A 20,483-nucleotide genomic window follows, 5' to 3' on the forward strand; every position below is an offset into this window, starting at 1 on the left:
GCGGGCCGCTTTTTCCTTGACCTCGTCCCGCCTGCCGTCTTAACCGCAGCGCAACAATTCCTGACGGCGAGGATGGCGATGAAGGTTCTTCTGATCGGATCGGGCGGCCGCGAACATGCGCTTGCATGGAAGATCGCGCAGTCGCCGAGGCTGACCAAGCTTTATGCCGCCCCCGGTAATCCGGGCATCGCCGAGGAGGCCACGATCGCCGACCTCGACACGGAAGATCACGAGGCCGTCGTCGATTTCTGCAGGACCCATGCGATCGATTTCGTGGTCGTCGGTCCCGAAGCGCCCCTGGTTGCCGGTCTTGGCGACGCGCTTCGCGCGGCCGATATTCCGACCTTCGGCCCTTCGGCCGCAGCGGCCCAGCTTGAAGGCTCCAAGGGTTTCACCAAGGACCTCTGCGCGAGATACGGGATCCCGACCGGGGCCTATAGACGCTTTACCGATGCCGGGTCCGCCAAGGCCTATGTCCGCCAAGAGGGCGCACCGATTGTCATCAAGGCCGACGGGCTTGCCGCCGGCAAGGGCGTGACGGTGGCGATGAGCCTCGACGAGGCCCTTGCCGCGGTCGACGAATGCTTTGCGGGCGCCTTCGGCGCGGCCGGCGCCGAGGTGGTCGTCGAGGCCTATCTCGACGGCGAGGAAGCGAGCTTCTTCTGCCTTTGCGACGGCAAGAACGTGCTGCCGCTCGCCTCCGCGCAGGATCACAAGCGTGTCGGCGACGGCGACACCGGGCCGAACACCGGCGGCATGGGCGCCTATTCGCCCGCGCCGGTCATGACCGCCGAGATGGTGGAACGGACGATGAAAGAGATAATCGAGCCCACCGTCCGCGGCATGGCCGAAAGCGGTCATCCCTTCGCCGGCGTATTCTTTGCCGGCCTGATGATCACGGAAAAGGGCCCGGAACTCATCGAGTACAATGTCCGCTTCGGCGATCCCGAATGCCAGGTGCTGATGATGCGGCTCGAGAGCGACCTCCTGCCGCTGCTCTACGCGGCGGCCACCGGAACGCTCGAAGAGACGAAAGCGGAGTGGCGCGACGACGTTGCTCTGACCGTGGTGATGGCCTCGCGCGGCTATCCGGGCGCCTACGAAAAAAATACGCCGATCGAGGCCCTGCCCGACGCGTCCGCCGCGACCAAGGTATTTCATGCCGGAACCTCAATGAAGGAAGGCGGGCTGGTCGCAACCGGCGGCCGGGTGCTGAACGTCACCGCCACGGGAAAGACCGTCGGTGAGGCGAAGGACGCAGCCTATGCGGCGGTTCGCGGCGTTCGCTGGGAGAACGGCTTCTATCGCAGCGACATCGGCTGGCGGGCAATCGCGCGCGAGACTGCCTGACGGCTTCAGCGAGCGGCGCTGCAGGAAAGGCCGTATCGTTCAAATTTTATGATTTCTCCTGACCGGAAGGTAAGGGGAGACCGCTATTCTCACCTTGACCAATCGAGGAGAGATCAATGCGTTCCCTGCTGATCACAGCCGCTCTCGTCTATACCGCCGGTCCCGCGGCAGCCTCTTCGATCGACAACATCACCTCCGGCGAGGCTGTCAATTCGAGCGTCGCGACGGTTTCCTGCGCGGCTTGCCCGCCCTTGCAGCCAAAGAGGAAGCCTTCCTACGTCGTCCCGGATCTAGCGCCGGGCACGGATCGCGTGGAGCTCAAGGAAATCCATGGAGAGGTGAAGTCGGTGCGCACGGAGGCGTGGCTGGGCGGCTCGCCGGTCATTTTCGTCAACGATGCATCGGATGTCGCGATCCGGGCCGCGGGAATGCAGACCGGCGAACCGGCAGCGGCCGACGTCCCGGCAAGCACCCTTCGCACCGGGATTGCGGAAATCTCCATCGACCATACCGCAAAAACCGCCGCGGTTGCTGCCTCCATGGCCAGCGGCGGTTCACGGAAAATTGATCCGGCTATTTTCGATCTTCGCCTAGATTGATACCATATTATTAACGTTCCCTGCCCCAGTCAGTCGACGTTCAAGGCTGACGGGCAAATTCGCTGCAAAAGCGAGAGGTTGCGCCCCTGAGAGAAGCAGGGGCGTAATCTTTAGAGCGATACCCCAACTTCGTTGCCGGCATCGCCGACCCTTGCGACCAAGGTCTCTATCTCACGATCGGAATAGATTTCAATGCCGTTGGCCCGCAGCAGCGCGGCCGTCACGCCCTCACCCGCAATACGTTCGCCGCTGAACCGGCCGTCATAGATGAAGCGGGAGCCGCAGGATGGACTGCCGTCGATCAGCAGGGCAAACCGGCAATTCGTCTCGCGTGCCAGCGCAAGCGCATTCTCCGCTGCGCGACGAAACTCCGACGTCACATCGCCGCCCGTCTTTTCGAGGACGCGCGTCCTGCCGGCGAGCACGTCGGCGCCCGTCCTGCCCCCTTCGATCTCGGCCGGCGGACGCGGCACCGGCATGCCGGCCGACATTTCCGGACAGATGGTGACGAGCCGCCCTTCCCTCCTCCAGCGATCGATCGCCGGGTGAATGAGCGGCTTCGATGCGCCGTCGTAACGAACGGCATGTCCCATGAGGCAGGCACTGACGAGAATCCTGGCGGTCATGGGCTTTCATATCGGCCGGTCGTCAACGCGGCAACCTCTGCGGTGCAGAGCGCTTCGAGTTACCCCGATATCTTCGAGAAGTCCGCCACCTCACCCGTCGCCGAGCGGATGAGGCCCAGGAGCGCGAGGCGGTTGGCACGGATCGCCTTATCCTCGTCATTGACGAGAACATCGTTGAAGAAATCGTCGACCGGCTCGCGCAGTTTCGAGAGCGCCTCCATGGCGGAGCGGAAATCCTCCTTGACGATCGCGTCGCGCGCATCGTCCGACGCGACCTTGATCGAAGCGTGCAGCGTCCGCTCGGCGTCGAGCCGGAACAATGCTTCGTCGACGCTCTCGGCGACTTCCGTACCCTTCTTCTCTTCGGCAGCGAGAATCTGCGTCGCACGTTTCGTGCCGGTGAGCAGGTTCCTGCCCTCCTCGGCCGTGATGAAGGCGGTCAGCGCCTCGACGCGGCGGGCGATCATCAACAGATCGTCCGCATCCGACGCGAGCACCGCATCGATCAGATCGTATCGCGCGCCGAGATCGCGCAGGTAAACCTTCAGGCGATCGTGGAAGAAGGCGAGCAGATCGGCGGAAATCTCGGCTGCGATATCCGGACGCTGTCCCTTCAGGGCGGCGAGCGCCACATCGAAACAAGGCAGAAGCGGCAGCCGCGCACTTCCCTCCAAAATGAGCCGGATCACGCCGAGTGCCGCACGGCGCAGCGCATAGGGGTCCTTGGAACCGGTCGGCTTTTCGTCGATTGCCCAGAAGCCGACGAGGGTATCGAGCTTGTCGGCAAGCGCCACCGTTACCGAGACGGGATCGGTCGGCACACGGTCGGATGGTCCCTGCGGCTTGTAGTGATCCTCGATCGCATTGGCGACGGCCGCGCCTTCACCCTGCAGAATGGCATATTTGTGGCCCATGATGCCCTGGAGCTCCGGGAATTCGCCGACTGCCTCGGTGCGAAGGTCCGCCTTGGCGAGGAGGACCGCGCGATCGGCGGAGGCGGGATCGGCACCGGTGAGCTTGGCGAGCGCTGCGGCGAGCGAGCGGATGCGGACGACACGGTCGCCCTGCGTGCCGAGCTTAGCATGGAAAGTCACGTTAAGGGCGTCGAGCTTCGCCATGCGCTGGTCGAGAGGCTTTTTCAGATCGAGGCCGAACTTCTCGGCAGACGCCGTCAGCGTTTCGAGATCCGGCAAATCGCCCTGGTCGCGCTTCCAGAAATGCGCCGCGTCGGAGAGCCGCGCACGCACGACCTTGCCGTTGCCGTGGGCGATCTCCTTGCCGCCGTCCTTCGCCTCGATGTTCGAGACGAGAATGAACCGGTTGGACAGCGTTTCGGCGCCGGGCTTGCGCGTGACGAAGCATTTCTGGTTGGTCTTGATCGTCAGTCGGATGATTTCGGACGGGATTTCGAGATAGCTTTCCTCGAAGCTACCCATCAACACCCTCGGCCATTCGACGAGACCGGCGACTTCCTCCAGGAGGCCCTCGTCTTCAACGAGCTCGAGGCCGTTGGCGAAAGCGATGTTGTGGGCGTCGGCCGAGATGATCTCCTTGCGGCGCTCCGCATCGATCACGACCTTCGCCTTTTCAAGCTTCTCGGCGTAGTCGGCGAAGCGGCGGACCGTGATCGCCTCCGGCGCGTGGAACCGGTGGCCGTAGGTGACGTTCGAGGCGACGATGCCATCGACTTCGAAGGGGATCACCTTCGTCTCGTCGTGTTCCGCGCCGAACGTGCAGACGATCGACTGCAGCGGCCGGACCCAGCGAAGACTGCCCGGTTTGGCCGAAGCGGCACCGGAGCGCATGGATTTCGGCCAGGGAAAGTCGCGGATGATCGCCGGCATCACATCGGCGATGATCTCTTCCGCCTCCCGGCCGGGCTTTACGATGTGCGCCACATAGAAATCGCCCTTCTTCGGGTCGTTATGGACATGAGCCTCGCTGACGGAGGAGAGGCCCGCGGCGCGGAGAAAGCCTTCGATCGCCTTCTCGTTCGCGTCGATGCGCGGGCCCTTGCGCTCCTCGCGCAGGTCGGCGGAGCGCGCGGTCAGGCCGCGGATGTCGAGCGCCAGCCGCCTCGGCGTCCAGTATTCGCGCGCGCCTTCATAGGTGAGCCCCGCCTCAACCAGAGCGTCCGTCACGAGCTTCTTCAGATCGCCGGCCGCCTTGCGCTGCATGCGGGCGGGGATTTCTTCGGATCGCAATTCAATAAGGAGATCGGGCATGGATTCGAGACTTCGTTCTGTTCCGGAAGGTTGCGGCGGACTTAGCAAGCTCTGGCGAAAATGTCATCACGGCCGGCGAGGAAATCCGCTGTCACCAGCCGCCACCGCCACCGCCGCCACCGCCACCGCCGGAAAATCCGCCGCCGGAAGAAAAGCCCGAGGACGAACTCTTCGCAGGCGGCGGCAAGGAAGACGTCATCGTATCCGCCATCGAACCGGCGAAACCGCCGATCGTGTCGGTGAAGGATCCGGGCCCGAAGCTGTCGCCGTGATACCAGCTCGGCTGATAGGCGGCTGCCGCCGCGCCCGCCGAAGCCGCATGCAGCCAACGCTCGAAGGTCTCGCTCCAGGGCTTTTCCACACCGAGTGCGACGGCATAGGGGAGCAGGGTCTCGAAATGCCGCGGCGACATTTCCGGCGCGCCCTGCATGTTCAGACGGTCTTTCTCGGCGAGCGTAAGATATTGCCTGAGTCCGTCGATGCCATCCATCATGCGCGTGCCGAGCGGCGTCGGCGCGCCCATGAGGTAATAGAAAAGCCCGTTGACGAGGACGATGCCACCGATCGCGAAGAACAGCGGCAGGTCGCCCGGATCGCTGGCCGAAAAGACGAGCGCGGCGAGAATGCTCGAGAAAACCGTGAACAGCACGAAGCCGATGAAGGCAAGCACGACGATCGACAGAATGCGGCGTGCGAGGCTCGAGCCGCGCCGGAGCGATTTACCGACCGAAACGGCGAAGGCGGAAATGAAGACGGCGAGGAAGACCGGGACGATGACGAAAGGAACGCTGTCCTCGCTCAGGTCACCGAAGACGAACAGCGCCGCGAGAGTGGCGACCGAAAGCACGATGCCGCCAACCACGTATCCGGTATTGGCGCGGTAATACTTGCCGCGATGCTCGCGCTCCATCGCGCTGCGGAAGCCGGAACCCGCCGCCTCAATCTTCTTGCCGTTCGCCCTGTCGATGGTGAGCTTGCCGCCGGCCGCGTCCACCGCTTTCATCAAGGCCGCTTCGCCGGTCGGCAGCTTCTCGCCGTTCTTGCCCGTGGCGGTGATGACGACCGCCTTCTTCAGGTCTTCGAGGATGACATGCCCCTTGACCGCAAGGTTGAGCGCCGCCGCGGAAAGCGCTGTCCATCCTTCGCCGGAAAAGCCCTTGTTATCGATATAGTTGACGAGCGCGGGCGAGACGCCGTGCGGAGGGTCCCAGCGCGGGACCATGACGCCGCGGGCCGGGTCGCGGCCGACACGCACCCAGGCGCGCCCGTAATAGAGCAGGACGAGGAGGAGGCCGGACCCGGCGATGACCAGAGTCATGTGATCGCGCAGCCACCAGATATTTTCCTGGGAGGCGGTTGGCCGTTCGATGCTGCCCTTGGGCAGCTTGATCGCGACGGTCAATCCCTCCTGCGGGCGCAGTCGGCGCGTGGTCGCGAAGAAGATCTCGTCGCCCTCCTCCACCGCGCGCGCATCCTTTTCGGTCGCGCCGTAGCCGCCGGTAAAGACGTCGAGCGCCTCCGCCTTCACGCCCTTCGGCAAGGTGACGGTGGCGGTCGCCTCCTCGATCGGGAATGCCCATTCGGTTCCGGTCACGTTCCAATAGAGCTCGTCGTGGTCGTCGAAGAAGCGGATCTGCCGGCTCGTCTCGTAGGTGATCTGAAAGGTGTGTTCGCCATGCGGCAGGAGCACGTCGGCGCTTCCCGTATAGATGCGGATGCCGCCGCTGATCGATTCCGTGCGGTATTCCTCTTCATCGCCGTCCCGCTCGACGGAGAGAAGGTTGAAGTCGACCTTGCTGCGGCCACCGCGCGCGTCGACGAAGGTCAGCGGAAAGTCGCGGTAGATGCCGCGCCGGATACGGTTGCCTTCGACATTCGCCGTGATCGTCTCGGTGACCGTGAGCGTGCCGTCTTTCGCGACCTCTATGACCGAATGGTAGGCGGAGATGAACTCTTCCGCCGCCGCGACGAGCGGCGCTGCAAGAACGAAGGTGACGAGCGCAAGCGCCGCGAAAAGCCGCCTCATCGGGATTTCCCTTTTTCAGGCCCACCGGAGCACTTCCAGAGAACTATTTAACGGTTTTCCGTCCGGAAGTGCGCGGTTTCGAACCGATAGATCGTTTTATTGATTCAGTGAAATTGATCTAGAACTTGACCGAGGGAACCGCGCGGTCCGCCTCGTTGGTGATCTCGAAATAGCTGGCCTTGACGAAGCGGAAGGCGTTGGCGATCAGGTTCGACGGGAAGCTCTCGACCTTGACGTTGAGATCGCGCGCTGCGCCGTTGTAGTAGCGCCGGGACATTTGGATCTCGCCCTCGATCGTTTCCAACGAACGCTGGAGTTCTGCGAAATTCTCGTTGGCCTTCAGGTCCGGATAGGATTCGGCGAGCGCGAAGACGCGGCCAAGCGCCTGCGAAAGCGCGCCTTCGGCCGCGGCCCGCGCCGCGACATCGCCTTCCGGCACCGCCTGAGCCCGATTGCGCAGCGTAACGACCTCCTCGAGTGTCGACTTCTCGTGAGCGGCGTAACCCTTCACCGTCTCGATCAGATTCGGGATGAGATCGGCGCGCCGCTTCAACTGCACGTCGATGCCGGACCAGGCCTCCTCGGCCATCTGCCGCGCCTTGACGAGACCGTTATAGACGAAGACGAGATAAAGAATAACGGCGACGCCAATTGCCAGCCCGATCATCAAACCCTCCTTTGGATCACGGCGATCCTACTGCATGTTTTCTTAAATTCTATTCGATTCAAGAACAAACCGGTCAGCAATTCAAAGTTCTACAGCGGCCGATCACAAGACCGCCCCCAGCCCCTGCCGAACGGGTGGTGCCGACGTCTGCAGCCTCAGGCTGTTCCACCGGTAACGGCAACGCGTCGGCGGATGCTCGATAGTCCATCCATCGAACAACCTCAACGCTTAGTGCCGCCATGAACACCCCCGTGAGCTTCATCAACGTGATCGCCTTTGCCGCCCTTTTCGCGACCCATGCAAGCGCGGGCCCGATCGAAAGGCCGAGCGGTGTGCGCCGCGCGCTGCAAATCTATGCCGGCGAGTTGTCGAGCGTCAGAGCGCCGGCGCCGAAGTGGCGGCTCGACGGGAGCGAGCACATCTGCTCGCAGCGATCGGACCCGCTTGCTCCGCCATGCGGCCGGAGGACCTCTGCGACCTCCTGATCAGGCCGCTTCCCTGTTCCAGTTGGCGCCGCCGGCCTCAGTCAGCAGGAAGGCTTCGCCGCAGGCTTTCGCGAGCGTACGCACGCGCAGGATGTAGCTCTGGCGCTCGGTCACCGAAATCACGCCCCGGGCATCCAGAAGATTGAAGACGTGGCTCGCCTTGATGCACTGGTCATAGGCGGGGAAGACGCATTTGTGCAGGCGGTTGTTGCTGGAGTCATCAGGCGCACCGGCGGCCAGCAACGCCAGGCATTCCTTTTCCGCATCGATGAAATGCTGATGCAGCATCGCCGTGTTGGCGTATTCGAAATTGTGCCGCGAATATTCCTGCTCCGCCTGCAGAAAGACATCGCCATAGCTGATCTTCTCGGCGCCCTCGCGGCCGTTGAAGTTGAGGTCGTAGACATTGTCGACGCCCTGGACATACATCGCCAGGCGCTCGAGGCCGTAGGTCAGTTCGCCGGAAACCGGAGAGCATTCGATGCCGCAAACCTGCTGGAAATAGGTGAACTGCGACACTTCCATGCCATCGCACCAGCATTCCCAGCCGAGGCCCCAGGCGCCGAGCGTCGGGCTCTCCCAGTCATCCTCGACAAAACGGATATCGTGCAGCAGCGGATCGAGGCCGATCGCCTCGAGCGAGCCGAGATAAAGCTCCTGCAGATTGGAAGGGTTGGGCTTCAAGATCACCTGATACTGGTAATAGTGCTGCAGCCGGTTGGGATTTTCGCCGTAGCGACCGTCGGTCGGGCGCCTCGACGGCTGCACATAGGCCGCGCGCCATGGCTTCGGCCCGAGCGCCCTGAGGGTCGTCGCCGGATGGAACGTGCCTGCGCCGACCTCCATGTCGTAGGGCTGAAGCACGGCGCAACCCTTGTCGGCCCAATAGTTGTGCAGCGTCAGGATCAGAGCCTGAAAGGAGCGCTTCGGGTTCATGTGGTCCGGGAGGGGTGCAATCGTCATGGGATCCGGGTCCGAATTCGTCAAGATTTGCGGGGACAGGTGCCATGCCGCAGGGCGAGGGTCAAGCGCCTTCACCCGCCGGTATTCGGTCAGGCAGCCTCACTCGTCGTCGCGCTTCAGGCGGTACTCGCCGGTCTCGGCGTCCTTGACGAGCGTGCCGTTTGCGCCAGTCTCGCGCTGCCTGCGCAGGCGCTCACGCTGACGCGTCAGCTTCTCGGCGTCTGCGATGAACTTGCGATAGCCGATCCAGGCGATGACGGCGATAATCAGAAGCAGGATGATCTGCGGCATGGTTCCTCCTCTGCATTTCCCTCCAATGGAACGACGGCGCGAGGGGATGCAGCAAATCGCAGTGTTAGCGCGCTCTTGCGGTGCTGGCCAGATGCCGCGAGACCGTTCTTCAAAAACACACGCTCACGCAAGGAACAGGGCCGATTCAAAGACCGAAACGCGCCCAGAGCGCCCGTTCCTCGACGGCGTCGACAAGACCTGCAGCCGCCGTTGCGACGAGCGGCCCCGCGATTGCTCCGGCTACGGCTGCCCCGGGCTGACGTCGCCCGAAGAGGCTTCGGGCCGGCTGGATCAGCTCCAGCCGCGCTTTTTCTCCATAGCGCTTCTTCACCTCGCCCCGCATGTCGCCGAGAGCGTCGACCAGGCCGAGTTCCTGGCCACGTTGCCCCGTCCAGAACAGCCCCGAGAAAAGATCGGGATGGTCGGCCAGGAGCGAACCGCGCCTGCTCTTGACCATCTGGATGAAGATGTCGTGGATCTCGAGCTGCAGGCCTTTGAGAAATTCGATGTCACGCTCCTTCTCCGGCTGGAAAGGATCGAGAACCACCTTGTTTTCGCCCGCCGTGTAGACCCGTCTCTCGACGCCGATCTTCTTCAGGAGATCGGGGAAGCCGAAGCCGCCCGAAACGACGCCGATCGAGCCGACGATCGAGGTCGGATCCGCGATGATCTCATCGCCGGCCAGTGCGATCATGTAACCACCGGACGCCGCCACGTCCTCGACGAAGATCAGCACGCGCTTCCTCTTCTCCTGCGCGAGATCGCGGATGCGCTGATAGATAAGACGGGACTGCACCGGCGAACCGCCCGGAGAGTTGATGGAGATGGCAACGGCCGGGGCCTCCTTGACGGAGAAGGCCTTTTCGAGCAGCGGCGCAACCGTCGCAAGATTGAGAGCCGGGCGGAGCGGGCTGCCGCCGGCCATGATTGCGCCATGCAGCCTGATCGCCGGAATCGTCACACCATCCCTGCGGAAGCGCTTCGGCATCAGCTTTCTGAAGAATCCGGCCATTTCAACTCCTGCCCGCTGCAATCTCTGCATATCTTCTTAAATCCTAGCCGATTTAAGAACAAAGACATGCAGCAATCCGAATCGTCGTCGTGCATGTATGCATTGGCGTCGCAAACGCAATGCCCTGCTTACGGTTAATCATCGGCGATGATAGGCCGCGCGGCCATTGTTGAGATCGTCGACCTCGGGCGAGAAGCGGTGGCCCTCCCCGTGCATCACGAGCTGCGCGCGCAGCGCCAGCCGCTTGCGGCTCTGCTTGATCGCGGATACGAGGATGCGCACGGCATTTTCGCCTGCCCGCGGCAGAAGCGGGGTGATCTCTATGCCGCCGAAGCGCCGGCCGCAGGCTTCGATGATCCCGGCGATCGATTCGGGCCGGGCGATCAGGGAAAGCTGCCCGCCCGGCTTCATGATTGCTCCGGCCGTTTTGATCCACGCTTCGAACAGGTCGCCGCTCATTGCATGGGCCTCCGCCTTCAGCCGGTCGGGCGTCCTGCGATCCGCGGCGTCGTTGAAGGGTGGGTTCATGATCACATGGTCGAATGTGTCGTCCGGAAGACCCGCGGCCGCGCGCGCCTTGCCGCTCAGCGCGACATCGGCTTCGAGCACCGAGACCCGGCCGGCAAGATGCGCGTTCTCAGGCAATGCGAGGCTGCGGCGCGCAAAATCCGCCATGACCGGCGAACGCTCGACCAGCAGCACTTCGGCCTCCTCGATCCGCGACGCGACGGCCATGCCGGCCGCACCGGCGCCGGCGCCGAGATCGGCGACGCGGCACGCGCTGCGGCAGGAAACGAGGGATGCGACCAGCATCGCATCCATTCCCGAACGGTGCCCCTGACCCAGAGGCTGGATCAGGTGGAACCTGCCGCGGTGGAAAGCATCCACCGTCTCCGGAATTCCCGTCATGCCGCTTTCCGCCTCGCGGAAGGGCCGCAGCCGATCATTGCCGCAATTCCCGTTCGAGGCCCGCATCGATCAGAATGCGCCGCGCCCGGTTGGCATCGTCCTCGGCGACCAGGAAGCGCCGCGGCAGGAGGCCGAGCGATCCTTCGAGTATGCTCATGTCCTGATCGGCGATGAAGCATCCGATCCCGGCATCCTTCATCAGGCTTTCCGCAAAGGAAAGAAGGACGGCATCATTGGTGCGGATCAGCTCTTTCATCCGGCTCTATTTTCCTGTCTTAAAGCTGCGGGCGGGACAATTCGCCTCTTGCCGCCCGAAGCCCCTCTTTCTATTGTCGAACCCGCAACGAAACAGGAGTCCGGGCGTTGGGCGTAGTGATACCGCTGGAAGACAATAAAAACAAACAGGCATCTGTGAAGCCGCTTGTCGACCTGACGCTGTCCGACATGGAGCGGGTCAACCAGCTCATTCTTTCCAAGGCGGGTTCCGACGTCCAGATGATCCCGGAAGTCGCCAACCACCTGATTTCCTCGGGCGGCAAACGGCTCCGGCCGATGCTGACGCTCGCAGCCGCTTCGATGTTCGGCTACGAGGGCGATGGTCACATCAAGCTCGCGACCAGCGTCGAGTTCATGCACACGGCGACCCTTTTGCACGACGACGTGGTCGACGAGAGCGATCTGAGGCGCGGCAAATCGACGGCGCGGACGATCTGGGGCAATCAGGCAAGCGTGCTCGTCGGCGATTTCCTGCTCGGGCAGGCATTCCGCATGATGGTCGACGTCGGCTCGATCGATGCGCTCGACGTCCTTTCGACCGCCGCATCGGTGATCGCGGAGGGCGAGGTCCTGCAGCTTTCGGTCGCCAAGAACATGGAGACGACCGAGGACGACTATCTGCAGGTCATCCGCGCCAAGACAGCGGCCCTCTTCGCCGCCGCCTCCGAGGTCGGGCCGATCGTCGCAGGCGGAAGCAAAGCCGACCGCAACGCGCTGAAATCCTACGGCACCAATCTCGGCCTTGCCTTCCAGCTGGTCGACGACGTTCTCGACTATGGCGGAACGTCGAGCGATCTCGGCAAGAATGTCGGAGACGATTTTCGCGAAGGCAAGATCACGCTGCCGGTCATTCTCTCCTATCGCCGCGGCACGCCGCAAGACCGGGCGTTCTGGCGCGAGGCGATCGAGGGCGGCGCAAGCGACGCGGCAAATCTCGAAAAGGCGCTGGGTCTCATCCGTCGCTACGGCGGCCTTACGGATACGATCGCCCGTGCCAAACACTACGGTACGATCGCCCGCGACGCGCTCGCGCCGCTGCCGGCTTCCCCATGGAAATCGGCGCTCGTCGAGGTGATCGATTTCTGCATCGATCGGGTAAGCTGAGCCACTTCATGTTTCCTTGCATCGCGGCCGATCCAAGGGCAGAAACATGCAGCAATTCAAAGTGTTGCCGCGAGGCTTACGCTTCCGGCACGGGACCCGGCGCCGCAGCAGCGGCGGACGAAGACTTCTCCGGAGGATTTTCTTGCCGCGTTGCGCCAAAAAAGCCATTCTATTCTTGAAGACTTGCGCCCGATTTCCAATCGGCTCCGGGCCAACCAGCGGTGGCGTCTCGAATCGTACCACCGGCAATGAAAGGTTTGATATGCGGCAGAATACATTCCTTCGCCTTCTCAGCGGCGCGGCAATGCTGGTTCTTGCAACGGTGACCGGCAACCAGCAGGCCTTTGCCGAGGAGAAGGCGCCGGTCGAAGACGCCGAGCCTTTCGATATCAGGAGCGTCAACACCTTTGCCGGCGCATTCCTTGCGGCGCGCACGGCAGACGTCGATCGCGACTTTGCGGCGGCAACCGAACTCTATCGTACCGCACTCAGGTTCGAGCCCGGCAATAACGATGTCAAGCAGCGGCTGATGATCACGCTGCTGATGAGCGGCAAGTTCGATGAAGGCGCCAAGATCGCCGAAGAGCTGAAATCGGATCCCGCCGTCGAAAGGATCACCACGGTGGTCCGCGCGATCGAAGCTATCCGCAAGCGAGAATACCGCAACGCGCAAAAGCTCTTGAACTACGACGGTCCGAACGACCTCGACCGGCTGATGAGTTCGCTGCTTTCCGCCTGGGCCAAGTTCGGCCAGGGCCGACCGAAGGAAGCGCTGGCGCAGATCAAGAATTTGGATGGCCCGGAATGGTTCCGGATCTTCAGGAACTATCATGCGGGGGCGATTGCGCTTGCGGCCGGCGACAAGACGACGGCGCGCGCCCGGCTCAACGACGCCATTCTTGACCGAGAAGGCGGCGGCGCCGCGCCGGACACTTTCATGCGGGCCGTCGAGGCGCTGGCGCGATTCGAAGCGCGCGAAGGCAACAAGCAGAAGGCGTTGGATACGATCGCCGTCGGCGAAAGCCTCGTCAACAACTACACTCCGCTCGAGGCGCTGAGGAAGAGTGTCGAGGAAGGGAAGCCGCAGGAGCAGCAGGTACGCAACGCCGTGCAGGGTGCGGCCGCCGTTCTCTTTTCGATCGGTGGCGCGCTCAACCGCGAAGGCGCGGAAGACATCGTTTCGCTCTACCTTCAGACGGCGCGACGGCTCGACCCGGAAAGCGCCGATATTCTCGTGATGCTCGGCGGGATCGCCGAAAACCTCAAAAAGCCGGAAGAGGCGATAGCGCTTTACAAGAGCGTGCCGGAGAGCTCGCCGATGCGCCGCCTTTCCGAACTTCAGCTTGGCCTCAGCCTCGCCGGCATCGGCAAGGTAGACGAGGCGAAAAAGCATCTCAAAGGGCTGATCGACGTCGATCCCAAGAACATCCGCAACTATCTCGCCTATGGCAGCGTGCTTTCCGACGCCAAGGACTACAAGGCGATGGGCGAGCTTTACGACCGTGCGGTCGCCGCGATCGGCCCCGTGCCGAAGCGGAGCGACTGGACCGTCTTCTTCCAGCGCGGCATTGCCTACGAACGCCAGAAGCTCTGGGAAAAGGCGGAGCCGAACTTTCGCAAGGCACTGGAGCTCAACCCGGATCAGCCGCAGGTTCTGAACTATCTCGGCTATTCCTGGGTCGACATGAACATCAACCTCGAGGACGGGCTTGAGATGATCCGCAAGGCGGTCGAGCTCAAGCCCGACGACGGCTATATCGTCGACTCGCTCGGCTGGGCCTATTTCCGCATGAACCGGTTCGACGAGGCTGTGACCGAGCTCGAGCGCGCTGCCGAACTGATGGCCGGCGACGCGACGATCAACGACCACCTCGGCGATGCCTACTGGCGCGTCGGCCGGAAGCTCGAAGCCGTGTTCCAGTGGAATCAGGCGCTGGAACTGAAGCCCGAGGAAGCGGAAATTCCGAAGATCAAGGCGAAGATCGAAAACGGTCTGCCGCCGCTTAAGGAACCGGTCCCGGCCGCGGCGGATGCCAAGGAAATACTGCCGAAAAAGACCGAGACAGCGCCGGACAAGAAGTCCTGACCGTAACATGCAGGCAGACGGCATTCCGGGCTTCGCACTGACCTTTGCGGCGCCCGCCAAGATCAATCTCGCGCTGCACGTCGTCGGGCAGCGCGCCGACGGCCACCATCTGCTGGAAAGCCTGGTGACCTTCGCCGAATGTGGCGACCGGGTCGGGCTGACCGCGGCGGAAAGGGACCGTTTCACGGTGTCGGGCCGCTTCGCCACCGACCTTTCATCCGAGGGCAATGGTGGTAATCTCGTGCTCCGCGCCCGGGACCTGTTGCGGCGCGAGCTTTCGGCGCAGGGTGGAATGGCCGGCCCGGTTCATCTGCATCTCGAGAAGAACCTGCCGATAGCATCGGGGATCGGCGGCGGCTCGGCCGATGCCGCCGCGACTCTGCGCGGGCTGCTGTCGCTCTGGGGCGCGACCGTCGAAGCGGCAAGGCTCGACAGCCTTGCGCTGCAGCTCGGCGCGGACGTTCCGATGTGTCTCGACCGAGGCCCCCTCGTCGCGAGAGGCATCGGCGAAGAGATCACGCCTTTTCCCGAGCTGCCGCCCTTCGACGTCGTCCTCGTCAACCCCCTCGTCGCGGTCTCCACGCCGGTTATCTTCCGATCGCTCGTCAGGAAGACCAATCCTGCGCTGGTCTTGCCTGAAGATGCCCGCTCGACTGCCGAATGGCTGACGGCCATGGCGGCCATGCGGAACGATCTGGAGCCGCCGGCACGTGCGCACGAGCCGATGATCGAAACCGTCTCGAACGCACTGCACGATGCAGGCGCCGCGCTCGTGCGGATGTCCGGCTCAGGCGCCACCTGCTTCGGACTGTTCACGGGGACGAAAAGCGCCGAGCGTGCCGCTGAGACCATTTCCGCCGACCACCCGCGATGGTACGTTCAGGCGACGCGAACCGCGGGAAAATCAGGATAACGCCAGATGCCCGGCCTCGATGAAAGACGCCCCTTCATTCCCATCGGCATCGCCGTGCTCACGGTCTCGGACACGCGCACACGCGCGGACGACAAGTCCGGCGATGTGCTCGAAGCAAGAATACGGGAGGCCGGCCACCGGCTCGAGGCGCGGACAATCGTTCCCGACGAGCGCGAGAAGATCTACGGACAGGTAAAGGCCTGGACGCTCGATGCCGCGATCGACGTCGTCATCACCACCGGGGGCACCGGCTTCACGGGCCGCGACGTGACGCCGGAAGCGCTGGAGCCGCTCTTCGAGAAACGCATGGATGGCTTTTCGGAGGTGTTCCACCGGATCTCTTACGAGAAGATCGGCACGTCGACGATCCAGTCGCGAGCCACGGGCGGGGTCGCCAACGCGACGTTCATCTTCGTCCTGCCCGGATCCCCCGGTGCCTGCAAGGATGCCTGGGACGAAATCCTGAAGCAGCAACTCGATTACCGGCACATGCCGTGCAATTTCGTCGAGATCATGCCGAGACTCGACGAGCACCTGAAGCGCGGCTGACGAAATTCGTGTTCCGTTTGGAACAGCCCAGCGCCCAGAATCCCGTTAGTTTGCCTTCGTCGGCTTGGCTCGAAGCGGGCAAGGCAAGCACCGTTTAATTGCTTCGAGCGAATGTCCGGCCTCTTTTCTGGGGCAATATCGGGAAAAGAGAGAAGGCTACGACGTGCTGCCCGTTCGCAACGGTGGGCCTGCATGGCAAGACATTTTCACAGACGATTATTTGCATAAACAAGGTCATTTGAGAGCCACTTTGGGGGGTACCGCAAGGTACGCCCCATTCTGGCTTCGGAGAAGAGGCTCAGCTCGGGGCTGCCACCGGCATATGACGGCTTCTCGTCGCCGGAGAAACCCCATTCCTGTTTACCGCCTCGGAGCCCCTTTTCCCGGTTTTCACTAACGACGCAGGCGCGCCGCTCGAGGCTCCGCGCCGCGACCCCGCGCGGGTAAGGAGGAGGTCATGGGAACGGCAGAGCATACATATTCGAAAACGGATTGGCCTGAGGCCGAGATTCCGCTGGGGCTGCGGGCGCTCTACGAAAGGCGGCGGAAGGATGAATGGCAGGCAACGGTGGACAGGCTGAACGCATTGCGCCAGTCCTTCGCGGAGCAGCGACGGCATATCATTGCACCTGAACTGCGCGACAGGATCAAGAATGTTGCAAGGTCGGGCTTGCGGGATGATCCGCGCGGCCCCGGTCTTCGATACAGGTCGTTCGTGGAGGCCAGGAATGCCGACCTTGATCTGAACGCGCTCAAACGGCTTCATAAGCGCGCCTATAGCGACGTCGGCGCGTTGGTGAAGAGCCCTGAAGCCTTCCACCGCCACGAAACGGTGGTCGGCAGCGTGACTGACATCTTCAAACAGCCACCGATCGTGTATGTCGCGCCCGATCCGGACAAGGAAAAGCTGTTTCTCCCGCCCTTTGGAGGTTGCTGGGACAGACTCGATCAGAATCAGGCAACCGGCGACGGAGCAATCGTGGAGAACAGTTCCTATCTGGACTGTGCCGGCCGGTTTGGATCGAAACTGATCGCCCGCAACAGCGATGCCTCCGACGTGGATCTTCTCTGTGCCTATCGGGAGAACGGCTATCTCGTGCCGTTCAAGACGCTTCGCACCGGGATACTGCAAGTCAAGGCCGACCTGTCGGCCCTCATCTGCCGCCATCACATTTCGACCTACGACGAGTTCGGGTGGTCCGACTTTCACGCGACGACGCGCGGCCGCCTCGTGTTGGCTGTGTTCTGGAACTGGGAGGATGTCGAACCGGCGAACGAGGTGAGCGACCAGTGGTTCGCCTCGGGCCTCGACTGCAGCGGCGATGGCGAGAGCTTCCCCGGCACCTCAATCCAGGCCGTTCCTGGGGAACGAAGAATCATCAACCTCTTCACCGAGATGGCCTTCCCCGCTGGCCGCGAGCTCTGGATCTATGTCGGCGTGGCCGATCGCATCTGGGCACTCCTCAATGACGTCAGCATCGACATTTCGATCGACTCGGCCTGGCAATTGAACTCGCTTGCAGTCCGCTCGCTCTGACAACAACGATGCCATTTGGGTGCCTCCGACACCTCGGTCGGGGGCGAATGGACAACCTATCGCAAGCTCACATCTTGGAATCAGGCGTCCGATGCCGTTCACCGGTCGACCGGTTCTCCATTGCGACCCAGGCTGGGACGAGCTCGGTCGCAAGTTTGCGGGCAGCTCGTCCGCTCGTAAGGCCGCTGAGCGGCATCTTGCCGCGCGCAGCCGCGACCGCATCACCCTTCGGCATCAGAAATCCGGACTCCAGCGGCTGCGACCTGTGCGCCAGGCGCTTGAGAAGCGGGCGCTTATGCATTCGCGAGGGAGAAAACTGCGCCGGGCTCCTGTTCAAAGAGACGTATTCGGCCAATTCATCCACCCAGCGACCGATGGGGCGGGCACCAGGCTCCAGCAGCATCAGCCACTCGCCGCGGGCCGAACGAAGGACATCGCCGAGATCCCAGTCGAGGCAGAAGCGGCAGCCAGCCGCATCCGCGATCCTGGGAGAGCCGTCGGTCGATCCGTGGTCCAGGATTATGACATCGCTGACGAGCCCTTCCACCGCACCGGCAACGAGCGCCGAGAGCGTCTGTGCGAGCTCCGCTTCGTTGTCCTTCGTTTCCATGATGACCGTCAGCATAGGCGTTCCTACCGCATCGCAGCGCAGATTGCTACAAGCGCCGTTCCGCACAGGGTGCGGGATGATGACGGACCTTCCCCGGACCTGTGCTGAATATTTGTTCTTGATTTGTTCCCTCTTCTACGCTAGGAAAATAATCAGCACCAAGCGAACCGAACATGGTTCCGGGAGATTTCGATGAACGATCTGTCTCAACTCAAGCAGGGCGTCTATGCGCCAGGCAACAGCGCGGATGTGGCGGAAGCCCTCGTCGCCGGAACCGGCATCAGAATCGACGTCGATCGTCGGCGCGGCCGCGGTGCCGCCCTCAACATCTCCGGACGCTTCGAGCCGATGACGCGCGAAGTCTTCGATGACGGTTGGCAAACGCTCGAGGAGCTGCCGCCGTTCAAGACCGAGGTCCAGATAGAAAAGCCGAAGACCGCGATCACGCGCAACGATTCTCCCGATATATCTTTCGACCGATCGATCAATCCCTATCGTGGCTGCGAGCACGGCTGCATCTACTGCTTCGCGCGGCCTACGCACGCCTATATGGGGCTCTCGGCAGGGCTCGATTTCGAAGCCAAGCTCTTCGCCAAGCCGGACGCGCCACGTCTTCTCGAGCGCGAGCTGGCGAAGCCGGACTATAAGCTCCGTCCGATCGCGATCGGCACAAATACCGATCCCTATCAGCCGATAGAAAAGGAATGGCGGATCATGCGCCAGATCCTGGAGGTGCTCAAGGACGCCAATCATCCGGTCATGATCGTTACCAAATCGGCCATGGTGACGCGCGACATCGACCTGCTGGCGCCGATGGCGGAAAAGGGGCTTGCCCGGGTCGGGATTTCGGTGACCACGCTCGACCGGAAACTGGCGCGCAGCATGGAGCCGCGGGCGTCGACGCCCACCAAGCGGCTGGAGGCGCTACGCGCAATTTCCGAGGCCGGCATTCCCGCTGGCGTTCTGGTCGCGCCGATCATTCCGGCGCTGAACGACCACGAGATCGAGCGCGTGCTCGATTCGGCGAAGACGGCCGGCGCGTCGGATGCGAGCTACGTCCTCCTCCGGCTTCCGCTGGAGGTGAGCCCCCTGTTCCGTGATTGGCTTCTCAGAAACTATCCGGACCGCTACCGGCATGTCATGTCGCTCATCCGTTCCATGCGCGGCGGCAAGGATTACGATGCCGAGTTCGGTAAACGAATGAAGGGCAGCGGACCTTATGCCTGGCAGATCGGCCGTCGGTTCGAGCTTGCCGCCAAGCGGCTCGGCCTCAATCTGACGCGCCGGCAATTGCGCAGCGATCTCTTCGTGCCGCCGCTCGGGATGGGGGTTCAACTGTCGCTGCTTTGATGCAGACCTTTTCGACAGGCCATCGCACCGGAGATTGAAAAAACGTCACGATCTCGACCGCCGATGTGCCTTAAAACTTCCAGTGTCCGCCCTTTGCCTCGGGGGCGGTGCTGGTCTTCCCCGGCAACCGCCGCAAACCGAGCCGGGGGCTTGAAGGGAATCGGGCGAGTATGCCAATGTCGCCCGCATGACACGCAGCAAACAGCCCGATTCCCCTCTTTTCCCTCTTCCGCCGGCCGTTCCGGATTTCGCGTTCGAACGCGCGGCGCAGCGCGACGGTCTCTGGCCGGTGGCGGGCGCCGACGAGGCCGGGCGTGGTCCGCTCGCGGGCCCTGTCGTCGCTGCGGCTGTCATCCTCAATCCGGAGGCGATCCCGGCGGGCCTCAACGATAGCAAGCTCTTGAGCGCGGAGCAGCGCGAGGCATTGTTCGAGGAGATTCTGGCGACGGCGACGGTCTCGATCGCCTCGTCCTCGTCGGCCCGCATCGATACGACCGACATACTGAAAGCCAGCCTCGATGCGATGCGCCGCGCCGTTCATGGCCTGGAGGTGGCGGCTCGCATCGTTCTCGTCGACGGCCGCGACGTCCCTCCCGGGCTTACCTGTCACGCCAAGGCCATCGTCAAAGGCGACAGCCGCTCGGTGTCGATCGCCGCCGCATCGATCGTTGCCAAAGTCACCCGCGACCGGATGATGGCCCGGGCCGATGCAACCTTTCCCCTCTACGGCTTTGCCCATCACGCGGGCTATGCGACGGTGAAGCATCGCACCGCGATCGAAAGCCATGGCCCCTGCTCCCTGCACCGCATGAGCTTCCGCCCGTTCCGACAATTGTAGTCGACGTCGGCCCTGGCCCTTGATCGGGGGCGTAAACCGGAAGCTTTCTTCCGCGCCGCGCAAAGCG

General features: G+C 62.9%; 20 protein-coding genes. 10 read left to right on the plus strand and 10 right to left on the minus strand.

What is annotated here, in order from left to right; all coding sequences use genetic code 11:
* Positions 1 to 78 precede the first annotated feature (78 nt).
* Together purD and N0Q91_RS13635 are read left to right on the plus strand one after the other, a co-directional pair.
* On the plus strand, positions 79 to 1,350 hold the full coding sequence (purD, locus tag N0Q91_RS13630) for a phosphoribosylamine--glycine ligase (RefSeq protein ID WP_275596658.1): 1,272 nt from the start codon (positions 79 to 81) through the stop codon (positions 1,348 to 1,350).
* A gap of 116 nt (positions 1,351 to 1,466) precedes the next feature.
* Positions 1,467 to 1,949 carry a plant virulence effector HPE1-like domain-containing protein gene (locus tag N0Q91_RS13635; protein WP_275596659.1) on the plus strand — a complete coding sequence of 161 codons (483 nt, stop codon included), beginning with the start codon at positions 1,467 to 1,469 and terminating at the stop codon, positions 1,947 to 1,949.
* Between the two features lie 110 nt (positions 1,950 to 2,059).
* Here the strand turns inward: N0Q91_RS13635 and N0Q91_RS13640 are convergent, their stop codons facing one another.
* From N0Q91_RS13640 to N0Q91_RS13655, 4 genes are all read right to left on the minus strand, one after another.
* The gene (locus N0Q91_RS13640) at positions 2,060 to 2,575 is read right to left on the minus strand and encodes a 2-thiouracil desulfurase family protein (protein ID WP_275596660.1); all 516 of its coding nucleotides are present in this window, start codon (positions 2,573 to 2,575) and stop codon (positions 2,060 to 2,062) included.
* Between the two features lie 59 nt (positions 2,576 to 2,634).
* A complete protein-coding gene (gene glyS / locus N0Q91_RS13645) occupies positions 2,635 to 4,800 on the minus strand; it encodes a glycine--tRNA ligase subunit beta (protein WP_275596661.1) in 2,166 nt (721 codons plus the stop codon).
* A gap of 91 nt (positions 4,801 to 4,891) precedes the next feature.
* On the minus strand, positions 4,892 to 6,826 hold the full coding sequence (locus tag N0Q91_RS13650; RefSeq protein WP_275596662.1) for a DUF2207 domain-containing protein: 1,935 nt from the start codon (positions 6,824 to 6,826) through the stop codon (positions 4,892 to 4,894).
* A gap of 118 nt (positions 6,827 to 6,944) precedes the next feature.
* On the minus strand, positions 6,945 to 7,493 hold the full coding sequence (locus N0Q91_RS13655; RefSeq protein WP_018094398.1) for a LemA family protein: 549 nt from the start codon (positions 7,491 to 7,493) through the stop codon (positions 6,945 to 6,947).
* A gap of 239 nt (positions 7,494 to 7,732) precedes the next feature.
* Here N0Q91_RS13655 and N0Q91_RS13660 point away from each other — a divergent pair, with 239 nt between their 5' ends.
* Positions 7,733 to 7,978, plus strand: coding sequence for a hypothetical protein (locus N0Q91_RS13660; protein WP_345774906.1), 246 nt, complete (start codon positions 7,733 to 7,735; stop codon positions 7,976 to 7,978).
* On the opposite strand, the gene N0Q91_RS13665 is transcribed toward N0Q91_RS13660, so the two are convergent.
* The 5 genes from N0Q91_RS13665 to N0Q91_RS13685 all read right to left on the minus strand — a co-directional run bounded on the left by N0Q91_RS13665 (position 7,979) and on the right by N0Q91_RS13685 (position 11,409).
* Entirely contained in the window at positions 7,979 to 8,941 is a 963-nt protein-coding gene (locus N0Q91_RS13665) for a glycine--tRNA ligase subunit alpha (protein WP_018094396.1), read from the minus strand.
* 99 nt (positions 8,942 to 9,040) lie between these two features.
* Positions 9,041 to 9,232 carry a hypothetical protein gene (locus N0Q91_RS13670; RefSeq protein ID WP_003533286.1) on the minus strand — a complete coding sequence of 64 codons (192 nt, stop codon included), beginning with the start codon at positions 9,230 to 9,232 and terminating at the stop codon, positions 9,041 to 9,043.
* A 145-nt stretch (positions 9,233 to 9,377) separates the two neighbouring features.
* Complete coding sequence (locus N0Q91_RS13675; RefSeq protein WP_102761391.1) at positions 9,378 to 10,244, minus strand: S49 family peptidase; 867 nt, start codon at positions 10,242 to 10,244, stop codon at positions 9,378 to 9,380.
* Between the two features lie 138 nt (positions 10,245 to 10,382).
* Entirely contained in the window at positions 10,383 to 11,153 is a 771-nt protein-coding gene (locus N0Q91_RS13680) for a tRNA1(Val) (adenine(37)-N6)-methyltransferase (protein WP_275596664.1), read from the minus strand.
* A gap of 34 nt (positions 11,154 to 11,187) precedes the next feature.
* Positions 11,188 to 11,409: a putative signal transducing protein gene (locus N0Q91_RS13685; protein WP_100669239.1), complete on the minus strand. Its 222-nt coding sequence runs from the start codon at positions 11,407 to 11,409 to the stop codon at positions 11,188 to 11,190.
* 107 nt (positions 11,410 to 11,516) lie between these two features.
* Between N0Q91_RS13685 and N0Q91_RS13690 the strand changes: the two genes are divergently transcribed.
* The 5 genes from N0Q91_RS13690 to N0Q91_RS13710 all read left to right on the plus strand — a co-directional run bounded on the left by N0Q91_RS13690 (position 11,517) and on the right by N0Q91_RS13710 (position 17,618).
* A complete protein-coding gene (locus N0Q91_RS13690; protein ID WP_010968861.1) occupies positions 11,517 to 12,533 on the plus strand; it encodes a polyprenyl synthetase family protein in 1,017 nt (338 codons plus the stop codon).
* 262 nt (positions 12,534 to 12,795) lie between these two features.
* Entirely contained in the window at positions 12,796 to 14,619 is a 1,824-nt protein-coding gene (locus N0Q91_RS13695; protein WP_275596665.1) for a tetratricopeptide repeat protein, read from the plus strand.
* Between the two features lie 7 nt (positions 14,620 to 14,626).
* Positions 14,627 to 15,532 carry a 4-(cytidine 5'-diphospho)-2-C-methyl-D-erythritol kinase gene (locus N0Q91_RS13700; protein ID WP_275596666.1) on the plus strand — a complete coding sequence of 302 codons (906 nt, stop codon included), beginning with the start codon at positions 14,627 to 14,629 and terminating at the stop codon, positions 15,530 to 15,532.
* Between the two features lie 6 nt (positions 15,533 to 15,538).
* On the plus strand, positions 15,539 to 16,081 hold the full coding sequence (moaB, locus tag N0Q91_RS13705; RefSeq protein ID WP_018094389.1) for a molybdenum cofactor biosynthesis protein B: 543 nt from the start codon (positions 15,539 to 15,541) through the stop codon (positions 16,079 to 16,081).
* A gap of 457 nt (positions 16,082 to 16,538) precedes the next feature.
* Positions 16,539 to 17,618 (plus strand): hypothetical protein, encoded by a 1,080-nt coding sequence (locus tag N0Q91_RS13710; protein ID WP_275596667.1) that lies wholly within the window; start codon positions 16,539 to 16,541, stop codon positions 17,616 to 17,618.
* Between the two features lie 67 nt (positions 17,619 to 17,685).
* On the opposite strand, the gene N0Q91_RS13715 is transcribed toward N0Q91_RS13710, so the two are convergent.
* Complete coding sequence (locus tag N0Q91_RS13715; RefSeq protein ID WP_275596668.1) at positions 17,686 to 18,243, minus strand: glycosyltransferase family protein; 558 nt, start codon at positions 18,241 to 18,243, stop codon at positions 17,686 to 17,688.
* Positions 18,244 to 18,420: 177 nt separating this feature from the next.
* Between N0Q91_RS13715 and N0Q91_RS13720 the strand changes: the two genes are divergently transcribed.
* Positions 18,421 to 19,578, plus strand: coding sequence for a PA0069 family radical SAM protein (locus N0Q91_RS13720; RefSeq protein WP_100669249.1), 1,158 nt, complete (start codon positions 18,421 to 18,423; stop codon positions 19,576 to 19,578).
* A gap of 187 nt (positions 19,579 to 19,765) precedes the next feature.
* Positions 19,766 to 20,416 (plus strand): ribonuclease HII, encoded by a 651-nt coding sequence (gene rnhB, locus N0Q91_RS13725; protein ID WP_100669251.1) that lies wholly within the window; start codon positions 19,766 to 19,768, stop codon positions 20,414 to 20,416.
* Positions 20,417 to 20,483 lie beyond the last annotated feature (67 nt).

This window comes from Sinorhizobium prairiense (assembly GCF_029201645.2).
GTDB lineage: Bacteria > Pseudomonadota > Alphaproteobacteria > Rhizobiales > Rhizobiaceae > Sinorhizobium > Sinorhizobium meliloti_A.

Bases quoted from the DNA above. Each gene is read 5' to 3' on its own strand.
- moaB (WP_018094389.1), top strand. From the start codon at position 15,539: ATGCCCGGCCTCGATGAAAGACGCCCCTTCATTCCCATCGGCATCGCC.
- N0Q91_RS13695 (WP_275596665.1), top strand. From the start codon at position 12,796: ATGCGGCAGAATACATTCCTTCGCCTTCTCAGCGGCGCGGCAATGCTG.
- N0Q91_RS13680 (WP_275596664.1), bottom strand. From the start codon at position 11,153: ATGACGGGAATTCCGGAGACGGTGGATGCTTTCCACCGCGGCAGGTTC.
- N0Q91_RS13650 (WP_275596662.1), bottom strand. From the start codon at position 6,826: ATGAGGCGGCTTTTCGCGGCGCTTGCGCTCGTCACCTTCGTTCTTGCA.
- N0Q91_RS13640 (WP_275596660.1), bottom strand. From the start codon at position 2,575: ATGACCGCCAGGATTCTCGTCAGTGCCTGCCTCATGGGACATGCCGTT.
- N0Q91_RS13665 (WP_018094396.1), bottom strand. From the start codon at position 8,941: ATGACGATTGCACCCCTCCCGGACCACATGAACCCGAAGCGCTCCTTT.
- glyS (WP_275596661.1), bottom strand. From the start codon at position 4,800: ATGCCCGATCTCCTTATTGAATTGCGATCCGAAGAAATCCCCGCCCGC.
- N0Q91_RS13715 (WP_275596668.1), bottom strand. From the start codon at position 18,243: ATGCTGACGGTCATCATGGAAACGAAGGACAACGAAGCGGAGCTCGCA.
- N0Q91_RS13685 (WP_100669239.1), bottom strand. From the start codon at position 11,409: ATGAAAGAGCTGATCCGCACCAATGATGCCGTCCTTCTTTCCTTTGCG.
- N0Q91_RS13655 (WP_018094398.1), bottom strand. From the start codon at position 7,493: ATGATCGGGCTGGCAATTGGCGTCGCCGTTATTCTTTATCTCGTCTTC.
- N0Q91_RS13675 (WP_102761391.1), bottom strand. From the start codon at position 10,244: ATGGCCGGATTCTTCAGAAAGCTGATGCCGAAGCGCTTCCGCAGGGAT.
- N0Q91_RS13635 (WP_275596659.1), top strand. From the start codon at position 1,467: ATGCGTTCCCTGCTGATCACAGCCGCTCTCGTCTATACCGCCGGTCCC.
- N0Q91_RS13660 (WP_345774906.1), top strand. From the start codon at position 7,733: ATGAACACCCCCGTGAGCTTCATCAACGTGATCGCCTTTGCCGCCCTT.
- N0Q91_RS13710 (WP_275596667.1), top strand. From the start codon at position 16,539: ATGGGAACGGCAGAGCATACATATTCGAAAACGGATTGGCCTGAGGCC.
- N0Q91_RS13720 (WP_100669249.1), top strand. From the start codon at position 18,421: ATGAACGATCTGTCTCAACTCAAGCAGGGCGTCTATGCGCCAGGCAAC.
- rnhB (WP_100669251.1), top strand. From the start codon at position 19,766: ATGACACGCAGCAAACAGCCCGATTCCCCTCTTTTCCCTCTTCCGCCG.
- N0Q91_RS13700 (WP_275596666.1), top strand. From the start codon at position 14,627: ATGCAGGCAGACGGCATTCCGGGCTTCGCACTGACCTTTGCGGCGCCC.
- N0Q91_RS13670 (WP_003533286.1), bottom strand. From the start codon at position 9,232: ATGCCGCAGATCATCCTGCTTCTGATTATCGCCGTCATCGCCTGGATC.
- purD (WP_275596658.1), top strand. From the start codon at position 79: ATGAAGGTTCTTCTGATCGGATCGGGCGGCCGCGAACATGCGCTTGCA.